The 21,498-nt window shown below is 73.6% G+C and carries 23 protein-coding genes; 8 read left to right on the top strand and 15 right to left on the bottom strand.

From position 1 onward, the window contains the following. Positions 1-50 precede the first annotated feature (50 nt). Both N912_RS0127630 and N912_RS0127625 read left to right on the top strand, forming a co-directional pair. Positions 51-1,217 carry an acyl-CoA dehydrogenase family protein gene (locus N912_RS0127630; protein WP_028924950.1) on the top strand — a complete coding sequence of 389 codons (1,167 nt, stop codon included), beginning with the start codon at positions 51-53 and terminating at the stop codon, positions 1,215-1,217. Between the two features lie 24 nt (positions 1,218-1,241). Continuing rightward, the gene (locus N912_RS0127625) at positions 1,242-1,892 is read left to right on the top strand and encodes a response regulator transcription factor (RefSeq protein WP_028924949.1); all 651 of its coding nucleotides are present in this window, start codon (positions 1,242-1,244) and stop codon (positions 1,890-1,892) included. A 24-nt stretch (positions 1,893-1,916) separates the two neighbouring features. On the opposite strand, the gene N912_RS0127620 is transcribed toward N912_RS0127625, so the two are convergent. Beyond that, positions 1,917-2,906 (bottom strand): R2-like ligand-binding oxidase, encoded by a 990-nt coding sequence (locus N912_RS0127620; RefSeq protein ID WP_028924948.1) that lies wholly within the window; start codon positions 2,904-2,906, stop codon positions 1,917-1,919. A 124-nt stretch (positions 2,907-3,030) separates the two neighbouring features. Between N912_RS0127620 and N912_RS0127615 the strand changes: the two genes are divergently transcribed. Next, on the top strand, positions 3,031-4,329 hold the full coding sequence (locus tag N912_RS0127615; RefSeq protein ID WP_028924947.1) for a sensor histidine kinase: 1,299 nt from the start codon (positions 3,031-3,033) through the stop codon (positions 4,327-4,329). Here N912_RS0127615 and N912_RS54980 read toward each other — a convergent pair. Continuing rightward, positions 4,268-4,957 carry a GntR family transcriptional regulator gene (locus N912_RS54980; protein ID WP_211261413.1) on the bottom strand — a complete coding sequence of 230 codons (690 nt, stop codon included), beginning with the start codon at positions 4,955-4,957 and terminating at the stop codon, positions 4,268-4,270. The two genes, N912_RS0127615 and N912_RS54980, sit on opposite strands and share 62 nt — an antisense overlap. Positions 4,958-4,982: 25 nt before the next feature. Here N912_RS54980 and N912_RS54975 point away from each other — a divergent pair, with 25 nt between their 5' ends. Continuing rightward, a complete protein-coding gene (locus N912_RS54975) occupies positions 4,983-6,401 on the top strand; it encodes an MFS transporter (RefSeq protein WP_051580861.1) in 1,419 nt (472 codons plus the stop codon). Here the strand turns inward: N912_RS54975 and N912_RS0127600 are convergent. Then, positions 6,365-6,730: a pyridoxamine 5'-phosphate oxidase family protein gene (locus tag N912_RS0127600; protein ID WP_051580901.1), complete on the bottom strand. Its 366-nt coding sequence runs from the start codon at positions 6,728-6,730 to the stop codon at positions 6,365-6,367. The genes N912_RS54975 and N912_RS0127600 overlap by 37 nt on opposite strands. A 25-nt stretch (positions 6,731-6,755) precedes the next feature. On the opposite strand from N912_RS0127600, the gene N912_RS0127595 reads away from it, so the two are divergent. Next, positions 6,756-7,121, top strand: coding sequence for a cupin domain-containing protein (locus N912_RS0127595; RefSeq protein ID WP_051580860.1), 366 nt, complete (start codon positions 6,756-6,758; stop codon positions 7,119-7,121). A 24-nt stretch (positions 7,122-7,145) separates the two neighbouring features. On the opposite strand, the gene N912_RS0127590 is transcribed toward N912_RS0127595, so the two are convergent. From N912_RS0127590 to N912_RS0127570, 4 genes are all read right to left on the bottom strand, one after another. Then, positions 7,146-7,583 carry a hypothetical protein gene (locus N912_RS0127590; RefSeq protein WP_028924945.1) on the bottom strand — a complete coding sequence of 146 codons (438 nt, stop codon included), beginning with the start codon at positions 7,581-7,583 and terminating at the stop codon, positions 7,146-7,148. Continuing rightward, positions 7,580-8,791 carry a uroporphyrinogen-III C-methyltransferase gene (cobA, locus tag N912_RS0127585; protein ID WP_028924944.1) on the bottom strand — a complete coding sequence of 404 codons (1,212 nt, stop codon included), beginning with the start codon at positions 8,789-8,791 and terminating at the stop codon, positions 7,580-7,582. Before cobA ends, N912_RS0127590 begins: the two co-directional genes overlap by 4 nt. A 90-nt stretch (positions 8,792-8,881) precedes the next feature. After that, positions 8,882-9,859 carry a cobalamin biosynthesis protein gene (locus tag N912_RS65875; protein ID WP_084211255.1) on the bottom strand — a complete coding sequence of 326 codons (978 nt, stop codon included), beginning with the start codon at positions 9,857-9,859 and terminating at the stop codon, positions 8,882-8,884. Next, on the bottom strand, positions 9,832-11,202 hold the full coding sequence (locus tag N912_RS0127570; protein ID WP_028924943.1) for a cobyrinic acid a,c-diamide synthase CobB: 1,371 nt from the start codon (positions 11,200-11,202) through the stop codon (positions 9,832-9,834). Before N912_RS0127570 ends, N912_RS65875 begins: the two co-directional genes overlap by 28 nt. A 206-nt stretch (positions 11,203-11,408) precedes the next feature. Here N912_RS0127570 and N912_RS0127565 point away from each other — a divergent pair, with 206 nt between their 5' ends. Continuing rightward, positions 11,409-12,083, top strand: a complete 675-nt coding sequence (locus N912_RS0127565) for an SGNH/GDSL hydrolase family protein (RefSeq protein ID WP_156994059.1) — start codon at positions 11,409-11,411, stop codon at positions 12,081-12,083. Positions 12,084-12,088: 5 nt separating this feature from the next. Here N912_RS0127565 and cobO read toward each other — a convergent pair whose 3' ends face one another. From cobO to N912_RS0127550, 3 genes are all read right to left on the bottom strand, one after another. Then, complete coding sequence (gene cobO, locus N912_RS0127560) at positions 12,089-12,703, bottom strand: cob(I)yrinic acid a,c-diamide adenosyltransferase (protein WP_028924941.1); 615 nt, start codon at positions 12,701-12,703, stop codon at positions 12,089-12,091. Positions 12,704-12,823: 120 nt separating this feature from the next. Continuing rightward, positions 12,824-14,800: a VWA domain-containing protein gene (locus N912_RS0127555; protein WP_051580900.1), complete on the bottom strand. Its 1,977-nt coding sequence runs from the start codon at positions 14,798-14,800 to the stop codon at positions 12,824-12,826. 47 nt (positions 14,801-14,847) lie between these two features. Beyond that, entirely contained in the window at positions 14,848-15,351 is a 504-nt protein-coding gene (locus tag N912_RS0127550; protein WP_028924939.1) for a GNAT family N-acetyltransferase, read from the bottom strand. Positions 15,352-15,707: 356 nt separating this feature from the next. Between N912_RS0127550 and N912_RS0127545 the strand changes: the two genes are divergently transcribed. Then, positions 15,708-17,084 (top strand): mycothione reductase, encoded by a 1,377-nt coding sequence (locus N912_RS0127545; protein ID WP_028924938.1) that lies wholly within the window; start codon positions 15,708-15,710, stop codon positions 17,082-17,084. On the opposite strand, the gene N912_RS0127540 is transcribed toward N912_RS0127545, so the two are convergent. Genes N912_RS0127540 through N912_RS0127530 form a run of 3 tightly spaced genes read right to left on the bottom strand, consistent with a single transcriptional unit; the run spans position 17,081 to position 19,266 of the window. Continuing rightward, positions 17,081-17,464 (bottom strand): type II toxin-antitoxin system VapC family toxin, encoded by a 384-nt coding sequence (locus N912_RS0127540; RefSeq protein ID WP_028924937.1) that lies wholly within the window; start codon positions 17,462-17,464, stop codon positions 17,081-17,083. The two genes, N912_RS0127545 and N912_RS0127540, sit on opposite strands and share 4 nt — an antisense overlap. After that, on the bottom strand, positions 17,461-17,724 hold the full coding sequence (locus N912_RS0127535; protein ID WP_028924936.1) for a type II toxin-antitoxin system Phd/YefM family antitoxin: 264 nt from the start codon (positions 17,722-17,724) through the stop codon (positions 17,461-17,463). Before N912_RS0127535 ends, N912_RS0127540 begins: the two co-directional genes overlap by 4 nt. 27 nt (positions 17,725-17,751) lie before the next feature. Further along, positions 17,752-19,266, bottom strand: coding sequence for a cobyric acid synthase (locus N912_RS0127530; RefSeq protein ID WP_037066761.1), 1,515 nt, complete (start codon positions 19,264-19,266; stop codon positions 17,752-17,754). A gap of 356 nt (positions 19,267-19,622) precedes the next feature. On the opposite strand from N912_RS0127530, the gene N912_RS54965 reads away from it, so the two are divergent. Then, positions 19,623-20,234 (top strand): DUF4328 domain-containing protein, encoded by a 612-nt coding sequence (locus N912_RS54965; RefSeq protein ID WP_211261412.1) that lies wholly within the window; start codon positions 19,623-19,625, stop codon positions 20,232-20,234. A 16-nt stretch (positions 20,235-20,250) separates the two neighbouring features. Here the strand turns inward: N912_RS54965 and map are convergent, their stop codons facing one another. Together map and N912_RS54960 are read right to left on the bottom strand one after the other, a co-directional pair. After that, entirely contained in the window at positions 20,251-21,108 is an 858-nt protein-coding gene (gene map / locus N912_RS0127520) for a type I methionyl aminopeptidase (RefSeq protein WP_028924934.1), read from the bottom strand. Positions 21,109-21,117: 9 nt separating this feature from the next. Beyond that, positions 21,118-21,489, bottom strand: coding sequence for a DUF3054 domain-containing protein (locus tag N912_RS54960; protein WP_037066755.1), 372 nt, complete (start codon positions 21,487-21,489; stop codon positions 21,118-21,120). Positions 21,490-21,498: the final 9 nt, after the last annotated feature.

Here is a 21,498-nt window from a genome sequence, read left to right as displayed (position 1 = left end):
CTATGGTCATGATCCGTGGCGGTTTCTCACGGACAGGGCGGTCCGAGGCCATGACCCTCACGAACCCGATCAACACCAACCACTCCGTGTTCACCGAGGAGCACCAGGCGCTGCGGGCGGCCATCCGGGCGTTCGTGGACCGCGAGGTGGTGCCGCACGTGGCCGAGTGGGAGGAGCACACCTTCCCGGACTCGATCGTGCGGCGGATGGGTGAGCTCGGTTTCCTGGGGCTGTCGGTGCCGGAGGAGTACGGCGGCCAGGGCGGCGACTACTTCTGCAACCTGGTGCTCGCCGAGGAGCTCGCCAGGGGCGGCAGCGGCGGGTTCCTGATGGGGCTGTCCGTGCACACCGACATGGTCATGCCGCCGATCCTGCAGTTCGGCACCGAGGAGCAGAAGCGGCGCTGGGTGCGGCCCGGGGTGGCCGGCGAGACGATCTACTCGCTGGGCATCACCGAGCCCGACGCCGGCTCCGACGTGGCCGCCATCAAGACCAGGGCGGTGCGCCGCGACGGCGGCTGGCTGATCAACGGGTCCAAGACGTTCATCACCAACGGCCACCGCAGCGACATGATCCTGCTGGTCACCAAGACCGACCCGGCGGCCGGCCACCACGGCTTCACCCTGTTCCTGGTGCCGATGGACGCGCCGGGGGTGACCAGGGCACGGCGGCTGCGCAAGCTGGGCATGCACGCCTCGGACACCGCGCTGCTGTCCTTCGACGACGTGTGGGTGGACGACTCCGCCGTGCTCGGCACCGTCAACGAGGGCTTCGAGCACATCATGTGGGAGCTGCAGGCCGAGCGGCTGATCGGCGCCGCCGGCTGCCTGGCGTATGGGCAGTACGCCTTCGACAAGACGCTCGACTACGCCCGGACCCGCCAGACGTTCGGCCGCCCGCTCGGCCAGCACCAGGCGATCCGGCACAAGTTCGCCGACATGGCCACCCGCCTGGAGGCGGCCAGGGCGCTGATCTACCAGACCGCGCGCGGCTACGCCAGGGGCGACTACCCGGTGCGCGAGATCTCCATGTGCAAGCTGCTGGCCACCCAGACCGCGTGGGACGTCGCCGACCAGTGCGTCCAGATCCACGGCGGGGCCGGGTACATGGAGGAGTACGACGTGTCCCGGGTGCTGCGCGACATCCGGCTCTACCGGATCGGCGCCGGCACCGACGAGATCATGCTCGACGTGATCGGCAAGACTCTGCGCCTATGAGGGTCCTGTGGGACGCTAGCGCGGGTGAACGAGCGGCTGGTCGTCGTGATCGTCGACGACCACGAGCTGTTCGCACAGGGGCTCGCGCTGCTGCTGGAGAACAGGGCGGGTGACCGCTTCACCGTCGGCGGGGCGACCACCCGGGTCGAGGAGGCCGCCGCACTGGTGGATGCGTGCGCGGCCGACCTGGCCATCGTCGACCTGGCCATGCCCCCGCTGGGCGGCGCCGCCGCGATCCGCCAGGTCAAGCAGCGCCGCCCGGCGACCAGGGTGCTGGCGCTGTCCGGCTCCGACGACCTCGCGCTGGCCGAGCGGGCGCTGCGCGCCGGGGCCGACGGCTTCCTGCCCAAGTCCGCCGACCCCGACGTGCTGATCGCTCCCCTGCTCACGGTCGCCTCCGGGCTGTGCGTGATGCCCGCGCCGCTGCTGGACGCCCTGCTCGCCTCCGCCCGCAAGCCCCCCGACGAGCTGCTCGAACGCCTCGACACCCAGGACCGCGCGCTGTGGGTCCTGATCGCGCGCGGCCTGGAGACCTCGGACATCGCCGCCCGCCTCTACGTCTCCGAGCGCACCGCCAAGCGCATGGTGGCCACCCTGCTGCACAAGCTCGCCGTCCCCAACCGCATCGAGGCCGCCGCCCTGGCCGGCCACTACGGCCTGCTGAACGACCCGTGAGTGGCCAGGGCCGCTATGACGGCCCTAGCCGCTCACGGCGGTGGCGAGGGCGCGGCGGTGAGCCTCGGCGTCCTCCTCGCCGAACCGGTCCTCCAGCTCCATCGGCGAGTAGTCCTCGTCGATCTCGTAGACGTCGCGGCCCCGGGCGCCCTGGATGGACTCCAGCCGGCGGGAGAGCTTGTCGGCGGCGTACTTGGTCATCTCCTCGGGGTCGATGCCGAACGGGACCGGCCGGCCCTCGTACCGGTTGTAGCCCTCGCTGGTCAGTTGGAGCGCCGGACCCATCAGCTCGGCCATGCGCTGCTCGACGACCGTCCAGTTCGCGTCGTCGGCGGCCACGTGGCGGCGGCAGGTGAAGGTGCCCCAGGCCATGTGCCGGCGCTCGTCGTCGCTGATGTGCTTGATCAGCTGCTGCATGCCGGGCAGCAGGTTGCGGCTGGAGCAGACCTGGGCCCAGCCGTAGTAGCCGGTCAGCGCGAGGCAACCCTCCACGATGTGGTTGTAGGTCACCGAGGCCCGGACCTGGGCGGCCGGCGACGGGTCGTCCAGCAGGGCGTACATCGCCTTCGGCTGCTCCACCTTGAAGATCAGGTCGTAGGCCTCGCCGTAGTCGGTGTGCTCGTGCAGGTCCTCGTTCAGGCCGACGGCGTCGCACCAGAGCCGGAAGCCCTGCATGTGCTTGGCCTCCTCGAACGCGAACTGGGCCAGGTACGCCTCGTCCGCCATCCGGCCCTCGGCCGCCATGGCCTGCATGAACGGCTGGATGTCCTGGGTCACCGACTCCTCGCCCGCCATGAACTGCGCGGCCAGCGAGCCGGCCATCAGCCGCTCGTCGTCGGTCATCGCCGCGAAGTCCTCGGCGTCCTTCGAGAAGTCGATGTCCTCGGGGTTCCAGAACTTCTTGTTGCCCTTGCGGAACAGCCGCATCGGGAACGAGTCCATGCGCAGCCCGCCCGGGCTGAGGCTGGCGAACCCGGTGCGCTTGTTGTGTTCGATGATCCGGTCGATCGCCATGGCGTCTGTACTCCTCGTTGGGTACGGGGTGGGCAGAGTGGATCATCACACAGGCGGTCGGCGACCGCGCGGGCCGTCCGCGCCACCCATGGCCCCGCCGGGCCAACCCGGAGGACACTGCGGCATGCGCACTGCCGAGCAGGAACGGACCTGGACGTGGCCGTCGACCGGACTGACCGGCCTGCTCGACCCGCGCGAACGGCTCACCGTGGTGGTCGTGCGGGCCGCCGTGGTGGTCACCTGGGTGGTCATGGTGGCGGCCGACGAACGGCTCGCCCAGCCGCACCGGCCGTGGGCGTGGGCGCTGATCGGGGCCGGCGCCGTCTACTCGGTGCTGATGGGCTGGCTGGCGCTGCGCGGGCCGTGGGCGCCGCCGGCCTGGTCGGTCTCGCTGGCCGACTCGGTGTTCGCGCTGATCGCCTGCGGGTTGCTCGGCGGCGCGGAGACCCCGCTGGTCGCGGCGCTGCCGCTGATCGTGATCGCGGCCGGGCTGGGCGGGCGCCAGGGCTACCCGGTCGCGGTCGGCCTCGGCCTCGGGTACACGGCGGCCATCCTGCTCTCCAGCGGGACCATGCCGGTCGGCGAGCGGGTGGCGCGCGGGCTGTGGTGGGCCGGGTACCTGCTGGCCGCCGCCGTGCTCGTCGAGGTGTTCCGCAAGCTGCTCGAGGAGCAGTTCGACGTGACGGCGCGCTCGCGGGCGGAGGCCATCGCCGAGCACGAGGCGCTGTTGGAGGAGCGCGACCTGCGGGCGCGGCTGCTGGAGTCGCAGCAGGCCCGGCACGACGGGCTGCGGGTGATCCTGCACGAGTTCCGCACGCCGGTCACGTCGATGACGGCGCTGAGCCGCGACCTGGCCTCCGGTCGGCTCGCCGGGCCGTCGGCGGCCAAGGCGGCCTCGCTGGTCGCCGCGCACGCCGAGCACCTGCGCGACATGCTGGACAACCTGGCCGACCTGGCCATCGCGGACGGCAGCCCGGTCGGGCGGCCACGGGAGCGGACGGTGGCGCTGGCCGACCTGGCCGAGGTGGTGCTGGACGCGGCGGGCATCCCTCCGCAGCGGCGGGTCCGCACCGTCACCCCGGACGGGGCCACCGTATGGAGCGACCCGCAGCGGCTGCGGCGGGTGCTGACCAACCTGGCCGAGAACGCCGCCCGGCACAGCGGGACCGGGCCGGTCGAGCTGCACCTGTCCGGCGAGCCGGGGCGGCTGGTCGCCGAGGTCCGCGACCGAGGCCCGGGGCTGCCGCCCGACCAGCTCGGCGAGGTGTCCCGCAAGTACGTCAGCGTCGGCGACCGGCGCGGCACCGCCGGGCTCGGGCTGTGGATCGTGGCGCAGCTGGTCGGCGGGATGAACGGTCAGCTCACCCTGTCCGCCCGGGACGGCGGCGGGCTGGTCGCGCGGCTGGAGGTGCCCATTCGGTGAGGATGTGGTCCAGGTGCCGGCGGGTCAGCTCCTCGGCGAGGTCGGCATCGTGGGCGAGCACGGCGGCCAGCAGCGGGCGGTGTTCGGCGGCGGCGCCGATGAGCAGGTCGGTGCCGGCCAGGGCGGGCAGGTTGAACAGCCGGGTCTGGTCGCGCAGCCGGGCCACGGTGTCGACCAGCCGGCGGTTGCCGCCCTCGGCGAGCAGCCCGAGGTGGAACTCCCGGTCGGCCCGCAGGTTGCCCGGCACGTCCCCGGCGGCGGCGGTGGCCTCGATGGCGTCGACCAGCTCGGTGTAGTGCGCGGCCCGGTGGGTCAGGTCCAGGTCGGCCACCTTGCCCATCGCCGGCGGCTCCAGCAGCGTCCGCAGCTCGACGATCTCGCGCAGGTCCCGCTCGGTCAGCGTGACGGCGCGGAAGCCCTTGTTGGGCACCGGCTCCATCAGCCCGGCGTCGACCAGCGCGAGCATCGCCTCCCGGACCGGGCTGGTGGACACCCCCAGCTCGGCGGCCAGCCCTGACGCGGAGTGCACGCTGCCGGGCACGATCCGCCCGGTGATCAGCGCCTCCCTGATCACGCCCAGCGCCTGGTCGCGCAGGCTGGTCCGGCGCAGTTCAACATCCTTGAGCACTACAGTAAAATATCACCGGTCATAGGTGACCGTCGACATGGCGCGGGAGGACACATTGGGTCGGTTCGCGCTCGCGGTGGTGCTGACCGGGGCCTTCGTCGCGATGATGGACACCTTCGTGGTCAACGTGGCCGTCCCGAGCATCAGGGCCGATCTCGGCGCGAACGAGGCCGAGGCCGAGCTCGTGGTGGCCGGCTACACGCTGACCTACGCGGTCGGTCTGATCATGGGCGGCCGGCTGGGCGACGCGTACGGCCGGCGCCGGATGTTCCTGCTCGGCATGGCCGGGTTCACCGGATCCTCGCTGGCCTGCGGGCTGGCGCCGACGCCGGGCGCGCTGGTGGCCGGCCGGCTGGTGCAGGGCGCGGCGGCCGCCGTGCTGTCCCCGCAGGTGCTCGCGGTCATCCGGGTCACCTTCGCCGAGGGGGCGCGGCGGGCGCGGGCGTTCGCCGCGTTCGGCGTGGCGGTCGGCCTGGCCAGCGTGCTCGGGCAGATCCTCGGCGCCGCGGTCGTGGCCGCCGACCTGTTCGGGCTGGCCTGGCGTCCGATCTTCCTGCTCAACGTGCCGCTGGGTGTCGCGGTGCTGCTGGCCTGCCCGCTGGTGGTGCGCGAGTCGCGGGCCGCTGGGTCGGCGGGAGGGCCGCCCCGGCTGGACTGGTCGGGCGCGGCACTGGGCACGACCGGGCTCGGCCTGCTGCTGCTCCCGCTGGTGGCCGGGCGGCAGTCCGGCTGGCCGCCGTGGTCGCTGGGCATGCTGGCCGGCTCGGCGGTGGTGTTGGCGATCTTCGTACGGCAGCAGGCCGGCAAGACGGCGGCCGGCGTGTCCCCGCTGCTGGACACGAGGCTGCTGGCGGATCCGGCGTTTCGGCTGGGCGCGGTGGTGATGCTGCTGTTCAGCGCCACCATGCCGCCGCTGTACCTCGGCTACACGATGCTGTTGCAGACCGGGTTCGGCGCCGGCGCCCTGGCGGCCGGGCTCTACTTCGCGCCGCTCGCGCTGGCGTTCTCGCTGGTCTCGTTCGTCGCCGGGCGGGTGCGTCGGGTTTCCGCCGGCGCCATGCTGGTCGCCGGGGCGGTGCTGCACACCCTCGCCGGGGTGCTGGCGGCGCTGGTGTGCCTGGCCGCGCCGGGGTGGCTGCCCGGCGGGCTGCTGCCGGCGATGATCCTGTTCGGGCTCGGCGAGGGGCTGTTCTTCACGCCGATCCTCAACGTCATCCTCAGCGCGGTGGCCGAGCGCCACGCCGGGGTGGCGGCCGGGGTGTTGAGCACCATGCAGCGGCTGGGCAACTCGCTCGGGGTGGCGGTGCTGATGGCGCCGTTCCTGGCCGGCGGGTTCGCGGCGCTGGCCGGGTGCGTGGCGGGGCTGTCGCTGGCGGCGGCGCTGCTGCTGGGGCCGCTCAACCGCCGCTACCGGGCGGCGAGCAGCTCGATGCAGTCCGCCTGACAGCCCTGGGTGTCCGCCGACGGCTCCACCGCGGGTCGGTGCAGGACCGCGCGGACGGGGGTGACCGTCAGGTCGTCACCGAGCAGCTCGCCGGTGCCGTCGACGATCAGCGAGTGGCCGAGGGCGTCCGGCGGCGGCCAGAGCAGGGTGAGTGCGGGGTTCGCGGCAAGCATGCCGCGCGAGCGCCGGCCCACGCCGGTCACCCGCAGCCGCCCGCCGTCCACGGCCGGCGTCACCGGTGCGACGTGCGCCCGCGCGTCGCCGCCCACGGTGATCAGGTACGCCAGCGGGTGGCGCTCGATGGCACCGGCCAGCTCGGGTGGGATCACCCGTCCACTGTTGCAGAATCTGGCCATGGGCGTTCACCACGACCTGAGCGAGGTCCTCACCGATCCCGCGTCGGCCGGGCACGGGGTCGCGTGGCGGCTGGCCGAGCCAGGCCGCCAGCTCGACGCGAACGCGCTGAACCTCGCCCCGGGGCGGCGTATCGACACCCACACCGAGGGCGACCTGGACGTGCTCCTGGTGGTGCTGGCCGGCGCCGGCACCCTCACGTCCCCCGGCGAGGAACCGCTCGCGCTCGCGCCGGGGACGCTGGCCTGGCTGCCGAAGGGCACCACCCGCGCGCTGGCCGCCGGCGACCAGGGGCTGGTCTATCTCACCGTGCACCGGCGCCGGCCGGGCATGCGGATCGGCCCGCCGCCACCCGTGAGTGGCTAGGGGCGCTATGACCCCCCTAGCCACTCACGGGTTGGCGAGGACGAGCACGGTGGCCAGCGCGAGCAGCAGCACCGCCTTGACCGCCTCGGCCACGATGTAGCCCAGGTGCAGCCGTGACCTCGGCGGGGTACGGCCGGCCAGCAGGTCGCGGGCCCGGCGGTCCAGCCGGGGGCGCAGGCCCAGCAGCTGCACGGCCAGCAGCGCCCACAGCGCCACGAGCAGGACCACCACCGGCGTCACCGAGCGCGCGTCCCCGGCCACGACGGCGACCGTGAGGATGACCGCGAACGCCAGCTCCGCGACGTTGAGCGCCCGGAACACCAGCCGCCCGATGCCCAGCCCCAGCGGCACCGTGATCCCGGGCGCACGGAACTTCAGCGGCGCCTCCAGGAACGAGATCGCCAGCACCGCGCCCAGCCAGACGAACGGCACCCCGATCCGCACCACGTCGCCGGCGTTCATCGGGGACGCGCCTGGAGACCGGCGACCGCGCCGATCACGATGATCGCGGGCGGCCGCACCCCCTCGTCGGCGATCGCGTCGGCCACCTTGGCCAGGGTGCTGCGCAGCGTGCGCTGGCCGGCCAGGGTGCCGTCCTGGATCACCGCGACCGGGGTGTCCGCCGGGCGGCCGTGCTCGATGAGCACCTCGGCCAGCGCCGCGATCCGGTGCACCGCCATGAGCAGCACCAGGGTGCCGCGCAGCCGGGCCAGCGCCGGCCAGTCGACCAGCGAGGTCGGGTCGTCCGGGGTCGCGTGCCCGGAGACCACCACCACCTCGTGCGCCACCCCCCGGTGGCTGACCGGCACCCCGGCGGCGGCCGGCGCGGCGAACGCGCTGGTCACGCCGGGTACGACGGTGACGGGGACGCCGGCCTCGGCGCAGGCGATGACCTCCTCGAAGCCCCGGCCGAAGACGAACGGGTCGCCGCCCTTGAGCCGGACCACGAACTTGCCGGCGGTGGCCGCCTCGATGAGCGCGGCGTTGATCCGGTCCTGCTGCATGGCCCGGCCGTACGGGATCTTGGACGCGTCGATCACCTGGACGTGCGAGGGCAGCTCCTCCAGCAGCCGCTGCGGCGCGAGCCGGTCGGCGACCACCACGTCGGCCCGCGACAGCAGCCGCCGGCCGCGCACGGTGATCAGCCCGGGGTCACCGGGGCCGCCGCCGACCAGCGCCACGCCCGGTGTCATCGGCGCGCTGGAGTCGTCGATCACGCCGGCCGCCAGCGCCTCCACCAGGGCGGTCCGCACGGCGGCCGAGCGGCGCGGCTCCCCGCCGGAGAGCACGCCCACGGTCAGGCCCTCGTGCTCACCCACCGCCGGGGTGACCGCCGTGCCCCGCTCGCCGGCGTCCGCGCGCACGCAGAACACCCGCCGCCGGGCTGCCTCGGCCACCACCTCGGCGTTCACCTCCGGGTCGTCCGTGCAGGCCAGCGCGTACCACGCCCCGTCGAGGTCGCCGTCCGCGTACCGCCTCGGCCGCCACTCCAGCTGGCCGGCGCCGGCCATGCCCTCCACCGCCGCGGTGACGCTCGGCGAGATCACCCGGACGTGGGCGCCGGCGGCCAGCAGCCGGGGCGCGCGGCGCTGCAGCACCGAGCCCCCGCCGACCGCCACCACCAGCCGATCGCGCAGGTCCAGGCCGACCAGGTAGTGCCCGTCAGGCATGCGTCGCCCGGTCGGGGGTGAGGACTGTCAGGGTGCGCACGGTGCATCCTCCCCACCGCGCGCGAGCCCGGTCAACGTGACGGCGCCCGCTCAGTGCTGGTCGCGCTTGCGGGCCAGCCGGCGCAGCTGCAGGATCCGCAGGTAACCCGGGATGGCCACCAGCAGCACCCCGAGCGCGGCCGCGAACAGCAGCGCCACCCCGATCGGCAGGGTGCCCTCGGTGCCCAGGAACCGGATCCGGGTCGGCTCGATGTTCTGCACGATGAAGATCAGCAGGAACATCAGCACCACGGCGGACAGCGTCACGCCCACCCACAGCCCGCTCATCCGGGTCCGCTTGATCGTCTTGGTCGCCGCCTGCGCCTCGACGTCCGAGCCGCGCGCGAGCGCCGGCGGGCCGCCGACCCCGTTGCCCCCGGTCCCGTGTGCCCCGCCCCGGGGCGGGGCGGCGCCCGGCGCCACGGGGCCGCCGTTGCCCTCGTCGACCGGCCCCCGGTCTCCGGGGCGCTGCTTGTCGGCCATCTCGCCGATCCCTTCCACGCGCGGGCGGCGCCGGACACGCCGTCGTACGTGGGAGTATCCCGCGGTTGACCTTGGTTCGGCCCCCTCGTTCCTCGGACGGGTGGCGGGCTGGGCCGCCGTCCTGAGCGGCTCCACGATCCGGGCGGCGGCGGCCGTGACGGCGGGGCCGGCCAGCTTCTCGCCGACCAGCTCGACCACCGCGCCGGGGGCGGCCAGTTGGGTGGCGGCGTGCAGGGCGGCGGCCTCGGCGACGCTCGGGGTGCCGACGGCGGCGGCGGCCAGCGGGCTCGGGTTGGGCACCGGGACTCCGGCCAGCACGTGCGGCGGGTAGGCCAGCAGCGCGGGGCCGGCGACCGCGCGCAGGCCCGGTTCGTCGGCGCGGGCGTCGACCGTGGCGTAGGCGCGGACGGTGACGGGTACGGGCGCGAGCCTGGACAGCAGCGCGTCGACGGTGGCGCGGACGTCCTCGGCCCGGACGCCGGGTCGGGCGCCGAGGCCGATCACGAGCCCGTGGTCGGTCACCGGCTCGCGGCGAACCGGGCGCACTCGGCCACGAACCTGGCCACCGTCTCGGGCTGGCCGGCGGGATGGGTGTGCAGGTAGGAGGCGTGCAGCCGGCCTCGGACGTAGCCCTCCGGCTCGGCCGGCGCACCGCGTTGGGTCCACCGCCAGGCGGGTCCGGAGTCGTCGCTGGCCGGTTCCAGCGTGGTGCGGTGGAACTCGTGCCCGGTGACCCGCTGGCCGGCCCGGAACGGCGCCGAGTCGGTCAACGCCACCGCGTCCCGGTAACCGAGGCGCAGCCGGGGCGTCATCCGCCCGACGGCCGGCAGCACCCCGCACATCGGGTGCCCGTCCAGCTCGCTGGCCAGGTACAACAGGCCGCCGCACTCGGCGTGCACCGGGGCGCCGGCGCGCGCGGCGGCCGCGACGGACGCGCGCAGGGCGGCGTTGGCGGCCAGCCCGGCGCCGTGCTCCTCCGGGAAGCCGCCGGGCAGCACCAGCCCGGCCGTGCCCGGGGGCGGCGACTCGTCGCGCAGCGGGTCGAACACCGCGACCTCGGCGCCGGCGGCGGCCAGCAGCTCGGGGTGTTCGGCGTAACCGAAGCTGAACGCCGTGCCACCGGCCACCGCCACCACCGGCCGCCCGGCCGCCGTCTCCCCCACCTCCGCCGCCGGGTCCCATGCCGGCGCCACCGGGCCGGTCACCGCAGCGGCGAGCACGGCGTCCAGGTCGACGTGGCCGGCGACCAGCTCGGCCATCGCGGCCACCGCCTCGGTCGCGGCCGGCCCGCTCTCCGCGGCGGTCACCAGCCCGAGGTGCCGCGACGGCACGGCCAGCGCGTCGCGGCGGGGCAGCGCACCCAGCACCGCCAGCCCCACCTCCGCGCACGCCTCGCGCAGCACGGCCTCGTGGCGCGAACTACCGACCTGGTTGAGCACCACGCCGGCCAGCCGGGTGCCCGGGCGGTAGCTGGCGAAGCCGTGCAGCAGCGCGGCCAGGCTGCGGCTCTGCCCCCGGGCGTCCACGACCAGCAGCACCGGGGCACCGAGCAGCCCCGCCACGTGCGCGGTGGAGCCGTCCGCGAGCGGGTCGGCGTCCAACCGCCCGTCGAACAGCCCCATCACGCCCTCCACCACCGCCACCTCGGCGCCGGCCGCGCCGTGCCGGAACAGCGGCCCGATCCGGTGCTCGCCGACCAGCACCGGATCCAGGTTGCGGCCGGGGCGCCCGGTGGCCAGCGCGTGGTAGCCGGGGTCGATGTAGTCCGGGCCGACCTTGAACGGCGCCACCGTCGTCCCCCGGCGGCGCAGCGCGGCCATCAGCCCGGTGGCCACCGTGGTCTTGCCGCTCCCGGACGCGGCCGCCGCGATCACGATCACCCTGGTCATGGACGGCACGCTACGCGGTCGGTCTCGGGTGTGTGCCGTGTCACGTGGGTGAACGGCCCACGCGCCTGGGCTCGTATTACGTCACGTGTGGTGAACCCCGGTGGCGTGAAGCACGTCGCGAACCCCCTTTCGGAGGACTACAACGGAGATCATCTCGTGTCAGAGTGATCGTCGCCCCCCACCACGTTGAATCGAGGAGAGCCGCCGTGCGGGTACGTGCACTGGTCGCCATGGTGACGGCCACGGCGGCCTGCCTGATCGCCGGTTCGCTGTTCCACCCGCCGACGGCCCGCGCGCAGGAGTGCACCAGGCCGCGCGGCCCGCTGGTGGCCTACGGGCACAGCTACCTGCTCTCCCCGCAGCTCGGCGGGGCGACCGCAAGCTACGCCACGCTGGCCGCCACCGCGCTCCAGCTCAAGCCCGTGATCAGGGCGGTCAACGGCGGCACCACCGCGAACGTGGACAAGCTGGTGCACAGCGGCCCGACCCGCTGGGTGCCCGGCACCACCGACCTGGTGGTGATCGACTCCGCGATCAACGACATCGAGGAGAAGGTCCCCACCGCGCGCTGGACCGCGTCGCTGCGGCACACCCTGAGCGCGTTCGCCACCCGGCCGGTGCCGGAGATCCTGCTGCTGCGCCCGCTGCCGGTCGGCGCGTCCTGGCACCCGGGCAAGGACCCGAAGGTGATCGCCAACTACGCCGCCGAGCAGCGCAGGGTGGCCTCCGAGTTCTCCGCGGTCCGGATCGTGGACGCCAGCGACGGATGGAACCCCAAGCTGGCGCTCTCGCTGGACGGCATCCACCCCAACGCGGTCGGCGAGCTGCACATCGCCAGGGCCGTGCAGCGCGCCGCGCAGAGCGCGTTCTGCAGGTCCTGACCGCCTCACCACTCGATGCCGCGCTGGCCCTTCTGCCCGGCGTCCATCGGGTGCTTGACCTTCGTCGTCTCCATAACCAGGTCGGCCGCCTCGACCAGCGCGGCCGGCGCGTCCCGGCCGGTGATCACGACGTGCTGGTGGCCCTCCCGGCGGGTGAGCGCCTCGACCACCTCGGCCGGGTCGATCCAGCCCCACTTCAGCGGGTAGGTGAACTCGTCGAGCACGTAGAGCTGGTGCGTGCGCGCCTCGATCCGCCGCCGGATCTCCCGCCAGCCCTCGACCGCCTGTGCGGCGTGGTCGTCCTCGGTGCCCCGCTTGCGCGCCCAGGACCAGCCCTCGCCCATCTTGTGCCACTCCACCGGCCCGCCCTCGCCGGTCTGCGCGTGCAGCCGCCCGAGCGCCCGGAACGCGGCCTCCTCGCCGACCTTCCACTTCGCCGACTTCACGAACTGGAACACGCCGATCGACCAGCCCTGGTGCCAGCCCCGCAGCGCCAGCCCGAACGCCGCCGTGGACTTCCCCTTCATCTCGCCGGTGTGCACGATCAACAGCGGCCGGTTCCGCCGCTCCCGCGTACTCAACCCATCATCCGGAACCGCCGTGACCCGTCCCTCTGGCATCCCCCGTTCCTACCACCCACCCGATGTCCGACTGGCCCGCACACCCAGTGCGTGCCTGGCACATCTGCTGCAGTGCGTGTGCGGCGGGCGAAGTGGGTGTGTGAAACGTTTCACTTCGGCTCAGGCGGCGCGCGCGGCGTGGACGACGCCGGCCACCCGGTCGGCGGACAGCTCGCCCACGGTGACCAGCGCGCCGCTCGCGGCCGCGGCCAGCCGCCCGGCCATGCCCAGCCGCACCGGGCCGGCCTCGCAGTCGACCACCACGGTGGCCACCTGGTCGGCGGCCAGCAGCGCGGCGGCGCGCACGGCGTCACGCAGCGGGTCGCTCCCGGCCCGCACCGGCACGGTGGCCCGCCCGTCGGTGAGCAGCACCAGCAGCGGGCGGCGGCGGGGGTCGCGCAGCCGTTCGGCGGCCAGCACCCGGCGGGCGCGGAGCAGCCCACCGGCGAGCGGGGTACGGCCGCCGGTGCGCAGGCGGTCCAGGCGCGCGGCGGCGGCCGGCACCGAGGAGGTCGGCGGCAGCAGCAGCTCCGCGCCGCCGGCCCGGAAGCTCACCAGCCCGACCTTGTCCCGCCGCTGGTAGGCGTCCTTGAGCAGGGACAGCACGGCGCCGGAGACGGCGGCCATCCGTCGCCGGGCCGCCATCGAGCCGGACGCGTCGACCACGAACAGCACCAGGTTTCCCTCGCGGCCCTCGCGGACGGCGTGGCGCAGGTCGCCCCGGTGCAGCCGCAGGCCGGGGCCGGCGTGGCCGCGTTCGCGCTGGTGTGGCGCGGCGGCGAGCACGGTGGCCGGCAGGTGCAGGTCGGCCGCCCGGTGCGGGTTGTCGGTGGCCGCGCGCACCACGCGCCCTTGTTCGGTCCGTGCCCGTGACCGCCGCCCCGGGGCGCCCTCCCCCACGCCGGGCACGGTGAGCAACCGTGCCCGGAACGGCGGCGCCGGCGCGGGTGCGGGCCGCGAGCTGCCGTCCCCGGACGGTTCGCCCTGGCCGTTCGTGTCCCGGCCCTCGTCCTGGGAACTAGACCGACCGTCGGTCGGTCTTGGGGCGGTGGAGCCCCCGTCCGGACCATCGGGCGGTTCGTCAGGCCCGTCCGGCGGTTCGTCCGGACCCTCCGGCGGCTCGACCTGCTCCGCCGCCTGGTTCAGCGCATCGTCCAGCGCGCGCTCGTCCAGCTCTGGCTCGTCGAACGGGTCGCGCCGGCGCCGGTGCGGCAACGCCAGCCGGACGGCCACCCGCACGTCCTCCTCGGTCACCTCGGGCGCACCGCGCCAGGCCGCGTGCGCCGCCGCCGTCCGCGCCGTCACCAGGTCCGCCCGCATCCCGTCCACCTCGAACGCCGCGCAGACCGCCGCGATCCGCCGCAGCTCGGTGTCCGGCAGCGTGACCGCACCCAGCCGCTCCCTGGCGGCCGCGATCCGCTCCGCCAGCGCCTCCTCCTCGGCCCGCCAACCGGCCGCGAACCCGACCGGATCGGCCTCGAACGCCAGCCGCCGCCGCACCACCTCGACCCGCAGCTCCACCTCCCGCGACGCCGAAACGTCGACGGTCAGCCCGAACCTGTCCAGCAACTGCGGCCGCAGCTCCCCCTCCTCCGGGTTCATCGTCCCGACCAGCAGGAACACCGAGGCGTGCGACAACGACACGCCGTCGCGCTCCACGTGCGAGCGCCCCATCGCCGCCGCGTCCAGCAGCAGGTCGACAAGGTGGTCGTGCAGCAGGTTCACCTCGTCGACATAGAGCACCCCCCGATGCGCCGCCGCCAGCAACCCCGGCTGGTACGCCCGCACCCCCTCGGACAGCGCCCGCTCCAGGTCCAGCGAACCGATCAGCCGGTCCTCGGTGGCCCCGACCGGCAGCTCGACCAGCCGCGACGGCCGCTCGGCCACCGGCGCCCCCGCCGGGTGCGGCCCGTCGGGACACCCTGGATCCGGAGCCGCCGGATCACAGCCGAACCGGCAGTCGACCAGCGAGGCCCGCCCCGGCAGCAACGTCGCCAGCGCCCGCACCACCGTCGACTTCGCGGTGCCCTTCTCGCCGCGCACCAGCACCCCGCCGATCGCCGGATGCACCGAGGTGAGCAGCAGCGCCAACCGCATGTCGTCGTGGCCGACCACCGCCGAGAACGGAAAGAGCGGGCGAGCGCTCACGGCACCAGCTCGCGCTTGGGGCGGCGGATCGGCAGGTGCTCGATCCCGTCCCAGTCGAACGGCTCGCCGTCCGGCACGAAGCCGTAGCCGGCGTAGAACTCGACGAGGTAGCGCTGCGCGTCCGCCACGCACTCGCCGTCGCCCACCTCCGCGAGCACCGCGTCCATCAGCCGCCGCGCCAGCCCCCGCCCGCGCGCCTCCCGCGCGATGCACATCCGGCCGATCCGGTAGCGGCCCTCCGGCTCCTTGAGCAGCCGCACGTAGCCGAGCACCGGCTCGGGGTTGCCCGGCCCGCCCAGCCAGTAGTGCCGCGTCTTCGGCTCCAGGTCGCGCCCGTCCAGCTCGGCGTACGCGGACCGCTGTTCGACGACGAACACGTCGACCCGCAGCCGCAGCAGCGCATAGAGCGTCTGGGGGTCCAGATCCGCTGCCCAGGACCGGTGCACGGTGCCGATGCGCCCGCCGTGGGGCGGGGGCTCGGAGGTCGAATCGCCGCTCATCGCCTCTGCCTACCAGACGCCTCGGCGCGGCGGCGAGGTCGAGCTGGACGATCGGACGGATCTCACGTGACGCGGCGTGACCGAGACCAAAACGCCGCCGCCCGGCTGGGTGAGACCCGGCCGGCCAGACGTTACCGACGCGCTCCACCCAGCCGGGCCGAGCCGGGTCGTCGAGGCTCCCCGGCGGACACCGACTGACCATCCCCCACGGTGGTCAGGCGATTGCGATACAACCGTTCTGTCGCCCAGCCGGAGATCGTCGTTACAGGTGTGACGCGGCCGGCGGGCGGAGCAGCGCCGAATCACCTCTTCGGGGCACGACCCGCCAGTAGCGTTGCGGAAGCTACTGTCGGTGCGTGCGGCACTTCGACCTTGTGATCATCGGATCCGGCTCCGGGAACACCCTGCCCGACGAGCGCTTCGCCGACCTGGACATCGCGGTCGTGGAGCACGGCGTGTTCGGCGGCACCTGCCTGAACGTGGGGTGCATCCCGACCAAGATGTTCGTCTACGCCTCGGACGTGGCCAGGGAGGTCACCGACGCCGCCCGCTACGGCCTGGACGCCACCCTGGACAAGGTCCGCTGGCCGGACATCAGGGACCGCGTCTTCAACCGGATCGACCCGATCTCCGAAGGCGGCCGCCGCTACCGCGCCGCGGGCGAGCCCAACATCACGCTCTACTCCGGGCACGCCGAGTTCACCGGCCCGAAGCGGATGTCGATCACGTTCCCGGACGCCGCCCCCGAGGAGATCACCGCCGACCGGATAGTGCTGGCGGCCGGCGCGCGCCCGGACATCCCGACCGTGATCGCCGAGTCCGGCGCGCCGTACCACACCTCCGACACGATCATGCGGATCGACGAGGTGCCGGACCGGATGGTGATCGTGGGCGGCGGGTTCATCGGGGCGGAGTTCGCGCACGTGTTCTCCGCGCTCGGCTCCGAGGTGACGATCGTGACCAGGGGCGAGCGGCTGCTGCGGCACCTGGACGGGACGGTCTCCGAACGGTTCACCGAGCTGGCCCGCCGGCGCTGGGACGTGCGCACCAACGCCCCGGCCGTGCACTGCGTGGACGGCGGCCCCGGGGTACGGCTGGAGCTGGCCGACGGCTCCGAGGCGACCGGCGACGTGCTCCTGGTCGCCACCGGCCGCATCCCCAACGGCGACCTGATGAACCTGCCCGCCACCGGCGTGGCCACCCATCCGGACGGGCGGGTTGTCGTCGACGACTACCAGCGCACGTCCGTACCCGGCATCTACGCCCTCGGCGACGTCTGCTCCCCGTACCAGCTCAAGCACGTCGCCAACCACGAGGCGAAGATCGTCGCCTACAACCTGCTGCACCCCGACGCACCTCGCCGCGCCGACCACCGGTTCGTGCCGTCCGCCGTGTTCACCGCGCCGCAGGTGGCGTCCGTCGGCCTGACCGAGGAGGAATGCCGGGAGCGCGGCGTCCGATACGTCAGCGCGGTGCAGGAGTACGGCTCGGTCGCCTACGGCTGGGCGATGGAGGACACCACCGGCTTCTGCAAGGTGCTCGCCGACCCGTCCACCGGGGAGCTGCTCGGCGCGCACATCATGGGCGCGCAGGCCTCCACCGTGATCCAGCCGCTGATCCAGGCCATGTCGTTCGGCCTGCCCGCCCGCCGGATGGCCGAGGGCCAGTACTGGATCCACCCCGCGCTGCCCGAGGTCGTGGAGAACGCCCTGCTCGCCCTCCCGCTGGACTAGGTCCTGGCGGACAGGACCGGCACGTCGTAGTCATCGAGCTTCAGGTCCGCGGTCACGAGGGTCAGCCCCTCGCACAGTGCCTGTGCCACCAGGAGACGGTCGAACGGGTCCTTGTGGTGCGGCGGCAGCGCTCCAGCGGCCAGGCCGTGCCTGATTGTGATCGGGAGCGCGGTGAAACCGTCCGAGGCGATTCGGTGCTCCAGGTCCTCGGGTGCCCGTAGCTTTCCGATCGCTTGCTTGATGCCGATCTCGGTTGCGCTCACCGCCGACACGAGCACCTCGGAATGGGGGGTCGCGATCGCTCGCCGAGTGCCCGGGCCAAGCTGTGGCAGGTCGAACAACCACCACAGCAGGGCATTTGTGTCGAGAAGCAGCCTCATGCGGGATCCGCGTCCAGCTTTCGGTACCACGCATCAATGACCTCGTCGTACTCACCGCCGGGGTCGTCGAAGTCGTCGGCGATCCAACCCTTGCCTTTCCAGGCGCCCGGCGTCCGGGGCGAGGTCAGCCGCTGCAGGGGGACGAGCTTGGCGATCGGCCGGCCGTTGCGGGCGATCACGATCTCGTCGCCGTTCTCGACCTGTTCGAGCAGCTTGGACAGCTGGCTCTTGGCCTCGTAGACGTTGACCTGCTTCTCCACATCGCCAGCCTACCTGGTCTGACTTGGTCAGGCCAGGCTGCCCGGCGGGACGAACGGCAGGTCGGACGGGGCGCCGTGCTCGATCAGGCGCCACACGGCGTCGGCGTCCAGGTGGCGTTCGACCAGGTCGCCCAGTAGGTCCAGCTGGGCGGCGCGGACCTCGGCGAAGCGCGTGTCGGGCGCCGGCTCGAAACCGTCCGGAGCCACCCGGGCCAGCAGCGCGCGGCGGAACCCGTCGTTCTCCAGCAGCCCGTGCCAGTGCGTGCCCAGCACGGTCCCGGCGTCGGTGCCCTCGGGCCGGCCGGCCGCGTCGGTGACCAGCGGCGGTTCCGCGGAACCGGTCACCTTGCCGTGATGTATCTCGTAGCCGTGCACCGGGTGGCCGAGCGCGGTCCCGGTCGGGCGGGCGAGGTGCTTGGCGGCCTCGAACTCGATCTCCACGTCCAGCAGGCCCAGTCCGGGCACGGCCCCGCGCCCGGACTCCACGGTGTCCACGATCCGCCGCGCCAGCATCTGGTAACCGCCGCAGATGCCCAGCACCGGGCGGCCGGCGCGGGCGTGCGCGGACAGCGCGGCGGCCAGGCCCGTGTCGCGCAGCCAGTCCAGGTCCGCGACCGTCGACTTCGACCCGGGCAGCACCACCAGGTCGGCGTCGGCCAGCCGGGACGGCTCGGTCACGTAGCGCACCGCCACGCCCGGCTCGCAGGCCAGCGCCTCCACGTCGGTGGCATTGGAGATGCGCGGCAACCTCGGCACCGCCACCCGCAGCCAGCGCGCCCCGACCGGCGGCGGCGGGCGCCCGACCACGCCGTCGGCCACGGCGGACAGTGAGTCCTCCGCGTCCAGCCAGAGCCGGTCGTCGAACGGCAGCACGCCCAGCGTCGACCGCCCGGTGAGCGCGCGCAGCTGCCGCAGCCCGGGCTCCAACAACCCAGGGTCGCCCCGAAACTTGTTGATCACGAACCCGGCCACCAGGGCCTGGTCCGCGCGGTCGAGCAGGGCCAGCGTGCCGAACAGGTGCGCCAGCACCCCGCCCCTGTCGATGTCGCCGACCACCAGCACCGGCAGCCCCGCCGCCCTGGCCAGCCCCATGTTGGCGATGTCCGCGGCCCGCAGGTTGATCTCCGCCGGCGATCCGGCGCCCTCACAGAGCACCACGTCGTAGTCCGCGCGCAACCCGTCCAGGGTCTCCACCACCGTGCCGAGCAGCGCCGCCTTGCGCTGCGCGTACGACCGCGCGCTGACCGTGCCGTCCACCCGCCCGAGCACGACCACCTGCGAGGACCTGTCGCTGCCCGGCTTGAGCAGCACCGGGTTGAACCGCACCGACGGCTCCAGCCCGCACGCGGCGGCCTGCATGGCCTGCGCCCGACCGATCTCCCCGCCGTCCGGCGTGACCACCGAGTTGTTCGACATGTTCTGCGCCTTGAACGGCGCCACCTTCACCCCGCGCCGGACCAGCCACCGGCACAGCCCGGTCACCAGCACGCTCTTGCCCGCGTCCGACGTCGTCCCGGCGACCAACAGCGCTCCACCACTCACCGGAACATCATGCCCGTACGACGGCGCGCCATAACCCGCGCTCGCGGGCCGCACGATGCGTCACGTTCCCACGGTGCGCGCCACCGTGGATGTTCGTCGTTTCGCCACCAGGGAGTGGGGGGCGGGGGTAAAACTTGTCGACGACTCGGCTGGTGCCGATGGACACGGCCCGGTCACGACAGCGGCACGGCAGGAGGATTGCCATGACAGCGACGCCAGGGCGCCCGGACCGGCCTGACCAGGCGGTATCTCCGGCGGCGTCACGGGGTGACTGGGGAGGCACGCCCGGGCCGCCGCCAGGCCCCCCGGCGGGCGCGAGCCCATCCGGCGGGTGGCGGTACTCGACGGTGACCGGCGTGGCCGTCGCCGCGAAAGCACTGATCTCGGTGGTGGTCGCGGGTTCGGTCTTGGATACGGTGGCCGACTGGCGTACCTATCTCGTCGTCCGCGACTACCTGGCCGACTCGGCGACGGACGCGGACCTCGATTCGGCCGACACCTTCTCGATGCTGGTGGGAATACCGCTGGCGTTGGCGTGGATCGCGGCCGGCGTGGTGTTCCTGGTCTGGCTGTGGCGGGTGCGGACCAATGCCGAACTGCTGGCCGGCCCCGCCGCGTTCCGCCGATCCAGAGGTTGGGTGGTGGGCAGCTGGATAACCCCGTTGGTCAACTTGTGGTTTCCCTACCAGATCGTGGCGGACATCTGGCAGGCCAGCGCGCCCCGGCGACCGGTCGGGGGCGGCCTGGTGATCGCCTGGTGGCTGTTGTGGCTGCCCACCCTGATCGCGGACCAGATCATCTGGCGACTCTCCTTGGCGGACAAGCCCACCGAGCAGAGCCTGTTAGCCATCGCGAGACTGTCCACCCTGGACACAGCGCTCCACGTGGCGATCGGCATGTTGATCATTGTCATCATCAGCCGAATCACGATGTGGCAGACCCAGAGGCACGATCCGTACGCGGCGTGACACAGTCGCGCGTGTGTCACGGCAGGGTGAGGATCTCCGAGCCGTCGGCGGTGACCAGGATGGTGTGCTCGAACTGGGCGGTGCGCTTGCGGTCCTTGGTGACCACCGTCCAGCCGTCCTCCCAGATGTCGTAGTCGATGGTGCCCAGGTTGATCATCGGCTCGATGGTGAACGTCATGCCGGTCTCCAGCAGGGTGTCCACCTCGGGCGCGTCGTAGTGCAGCACCACCAGGCCGGAGTGGAAGCTGTGGCCGATGCCGTGCCCGGTGAAGTCGCGCACCACGCCGTACCCGAACCGCTTGGCGTACGACTCGATCACCCGGCCGACGACGTTCAGCGGCCGGCCGGGGCGCACCGCCTTGATCGCGCGCATCATCGCCTCGTGGGTGCGCTCGACCAGCAGCCGGTCCTCCTCGGACACCTCGCCGGCGAGGAAGGTGGCGTTGGTGTCGCCGTGCACGCCGCCGATGAACGCGGTGACGTCGATGTTCACGATGTCGCCGTCCGAGATCACCGTGGAGTCCGGGATGCCGTGGCAGATGACCTCGTTGAGGCTGGTGCAGCAGCTCTTCGGGAAGCCCCGGTAGCCCAGCGTGGACGGGTAGGCGCCGTGGTCGCAGAGGAACTCGTGGATCACCCGGTCCACCTCGTCGGTGGTCACGCCCGGCGCGACGGTCTCGCCACCGGCGGCGAGCGCCCGCGCGGCCAGCCGGCCGGCCGCCCGCATCGCCTCGATCACCTCGGGGGTCTGCACCCAGGGCTCGGTGCTCGGCGTGGGCGCCGGCTTGCCGACATACTCCGGGCGGGGGATCTCCGCCGGAACCGGGCGGATCGGCGAGACGCGCCCCGGCGTCAGTGCTTCGCGGACGGGCATGGCCCCACCTTATGTGGTACGCGGACGGGCGTGTGTGACGGCGCGGCCGATGCCCCGCCAGCCGATCAGCAGCACCGCCAGGCTCACCGCGGTGATCAGTACGAACGTGGGTGGCAGCCGCCAGGTGAAGGCCGCGCGCACCGCAAGGCCGACCACCGCGGTGCCCAACCAGATCACGGCGCCGGTCCGCACCCGGGCGGGCGTCCGCCAGGCGCGCGCGGCCGGCCAGGACACGAGCAGCCCGAGCAGGAACGGACCCGCCGTGCCGAGCAGGCCGACGGGGTCCAGCGCCTCGGCGTGCGAGCCCCGGCCGACGGCGGCGAACACCAGGACCGCGAGCACGTCGGCGACGGCGGCCAGGATGACGGGACGAGCGCTCACGGTCTACAG

The organism is Actinospineispora acaciae DSM 45401, assembly GCF_000620785.1.
Lineage (GTDB): Bacteria > Actinomycetota > Actinomycetes > Mycobacteriales > Pseudonocardiaceae > Pseudonocardia > Pseudonocardia acaciae.
This window is presented reverse-complemented; position numbering and strand designations above follow the sequence as displayed.

Coding starts and splice junctions, on each gene's coding strand:
- N912_RS0127620 (WP_028924948.1), bottom strand. CDS start 2,906: ATGGCGATCGACCGGATCATCGAACACAACAAGCGCACCGGGTTCGCC.
- cobA (WP_028924944.1), bottom strand. CDS start 8,791: ATGCCTGACGGGCACTACCTGGTCGGCCTGGACCTGCGCGATCGGCTG.
- N912_RS0127590 (WP_028924945.1), bottom strand. CDS start 7,583: ATGAACGCCGGCGACGTGGTGCGGATCGGGGTGCCGTTCGTCTGGCTG.
- N912_RS0127615 (WP_028924947.1), top strand. CDS start 3,031: ATGCGCACTGCCGAGCAGGAACGGACCTGGACGTGGCCGTCGACCGGA.
- N912_RS0127540 (WP_028924937.1), bottom strand. CDS start 17,464: ATGAGGCTGCTTCTCGACACAAATGCCCTGCTGTGGTGGTTGTTCGAC.
- N912_RS0127630 (WP_028924950.1), top strand. CDS start 51: ATGACCCTCACGAACCCGATCAACACCAACCACTCCGTGTTCACCGAG.
- cobO (WP_028924941.1), bottom strand. CDS start 12,703: ATGCCAGAGGGACGGGTCACGGCGGTTCCGGATGATGGGTTGAGTACG.
- map (WP_028924934.1), bottom strand. CDS start 21,108: ATGCCCGTCCGCGAAGCACTGACGCCGGGGCGCGTCTCGCCGATCCGC.
- N912_RS0127555 (WP_051580900.1), bottom strand. CDS start 14,800: ATGCGGTTGGCGCTGCTGCTCACCTCGGTGCATCCGGCGATCGGCGGG.
- N912_RS0127570 (WP_028924943.1), bottom strand. CDS start 11,202: ATGACCAGGGTGATCGTGATCGCGGCGGCCGCGTCCGGGAGCGGCAAG.
- N912_RS0127595 (WP_051580860.1), top strand. CDS start 6,756: ATGGGCGTTCACCACGACCTGAGCGAGGTCCTCACCGATCCCGCGTCG.
- N912_RS0127550 (WP_028924939.1), bottom strand. CDS start 15,351: ATGAGCGGCGATTCGACCTCCGAGCCCCCGCCCCACGGCGGGCGCATC.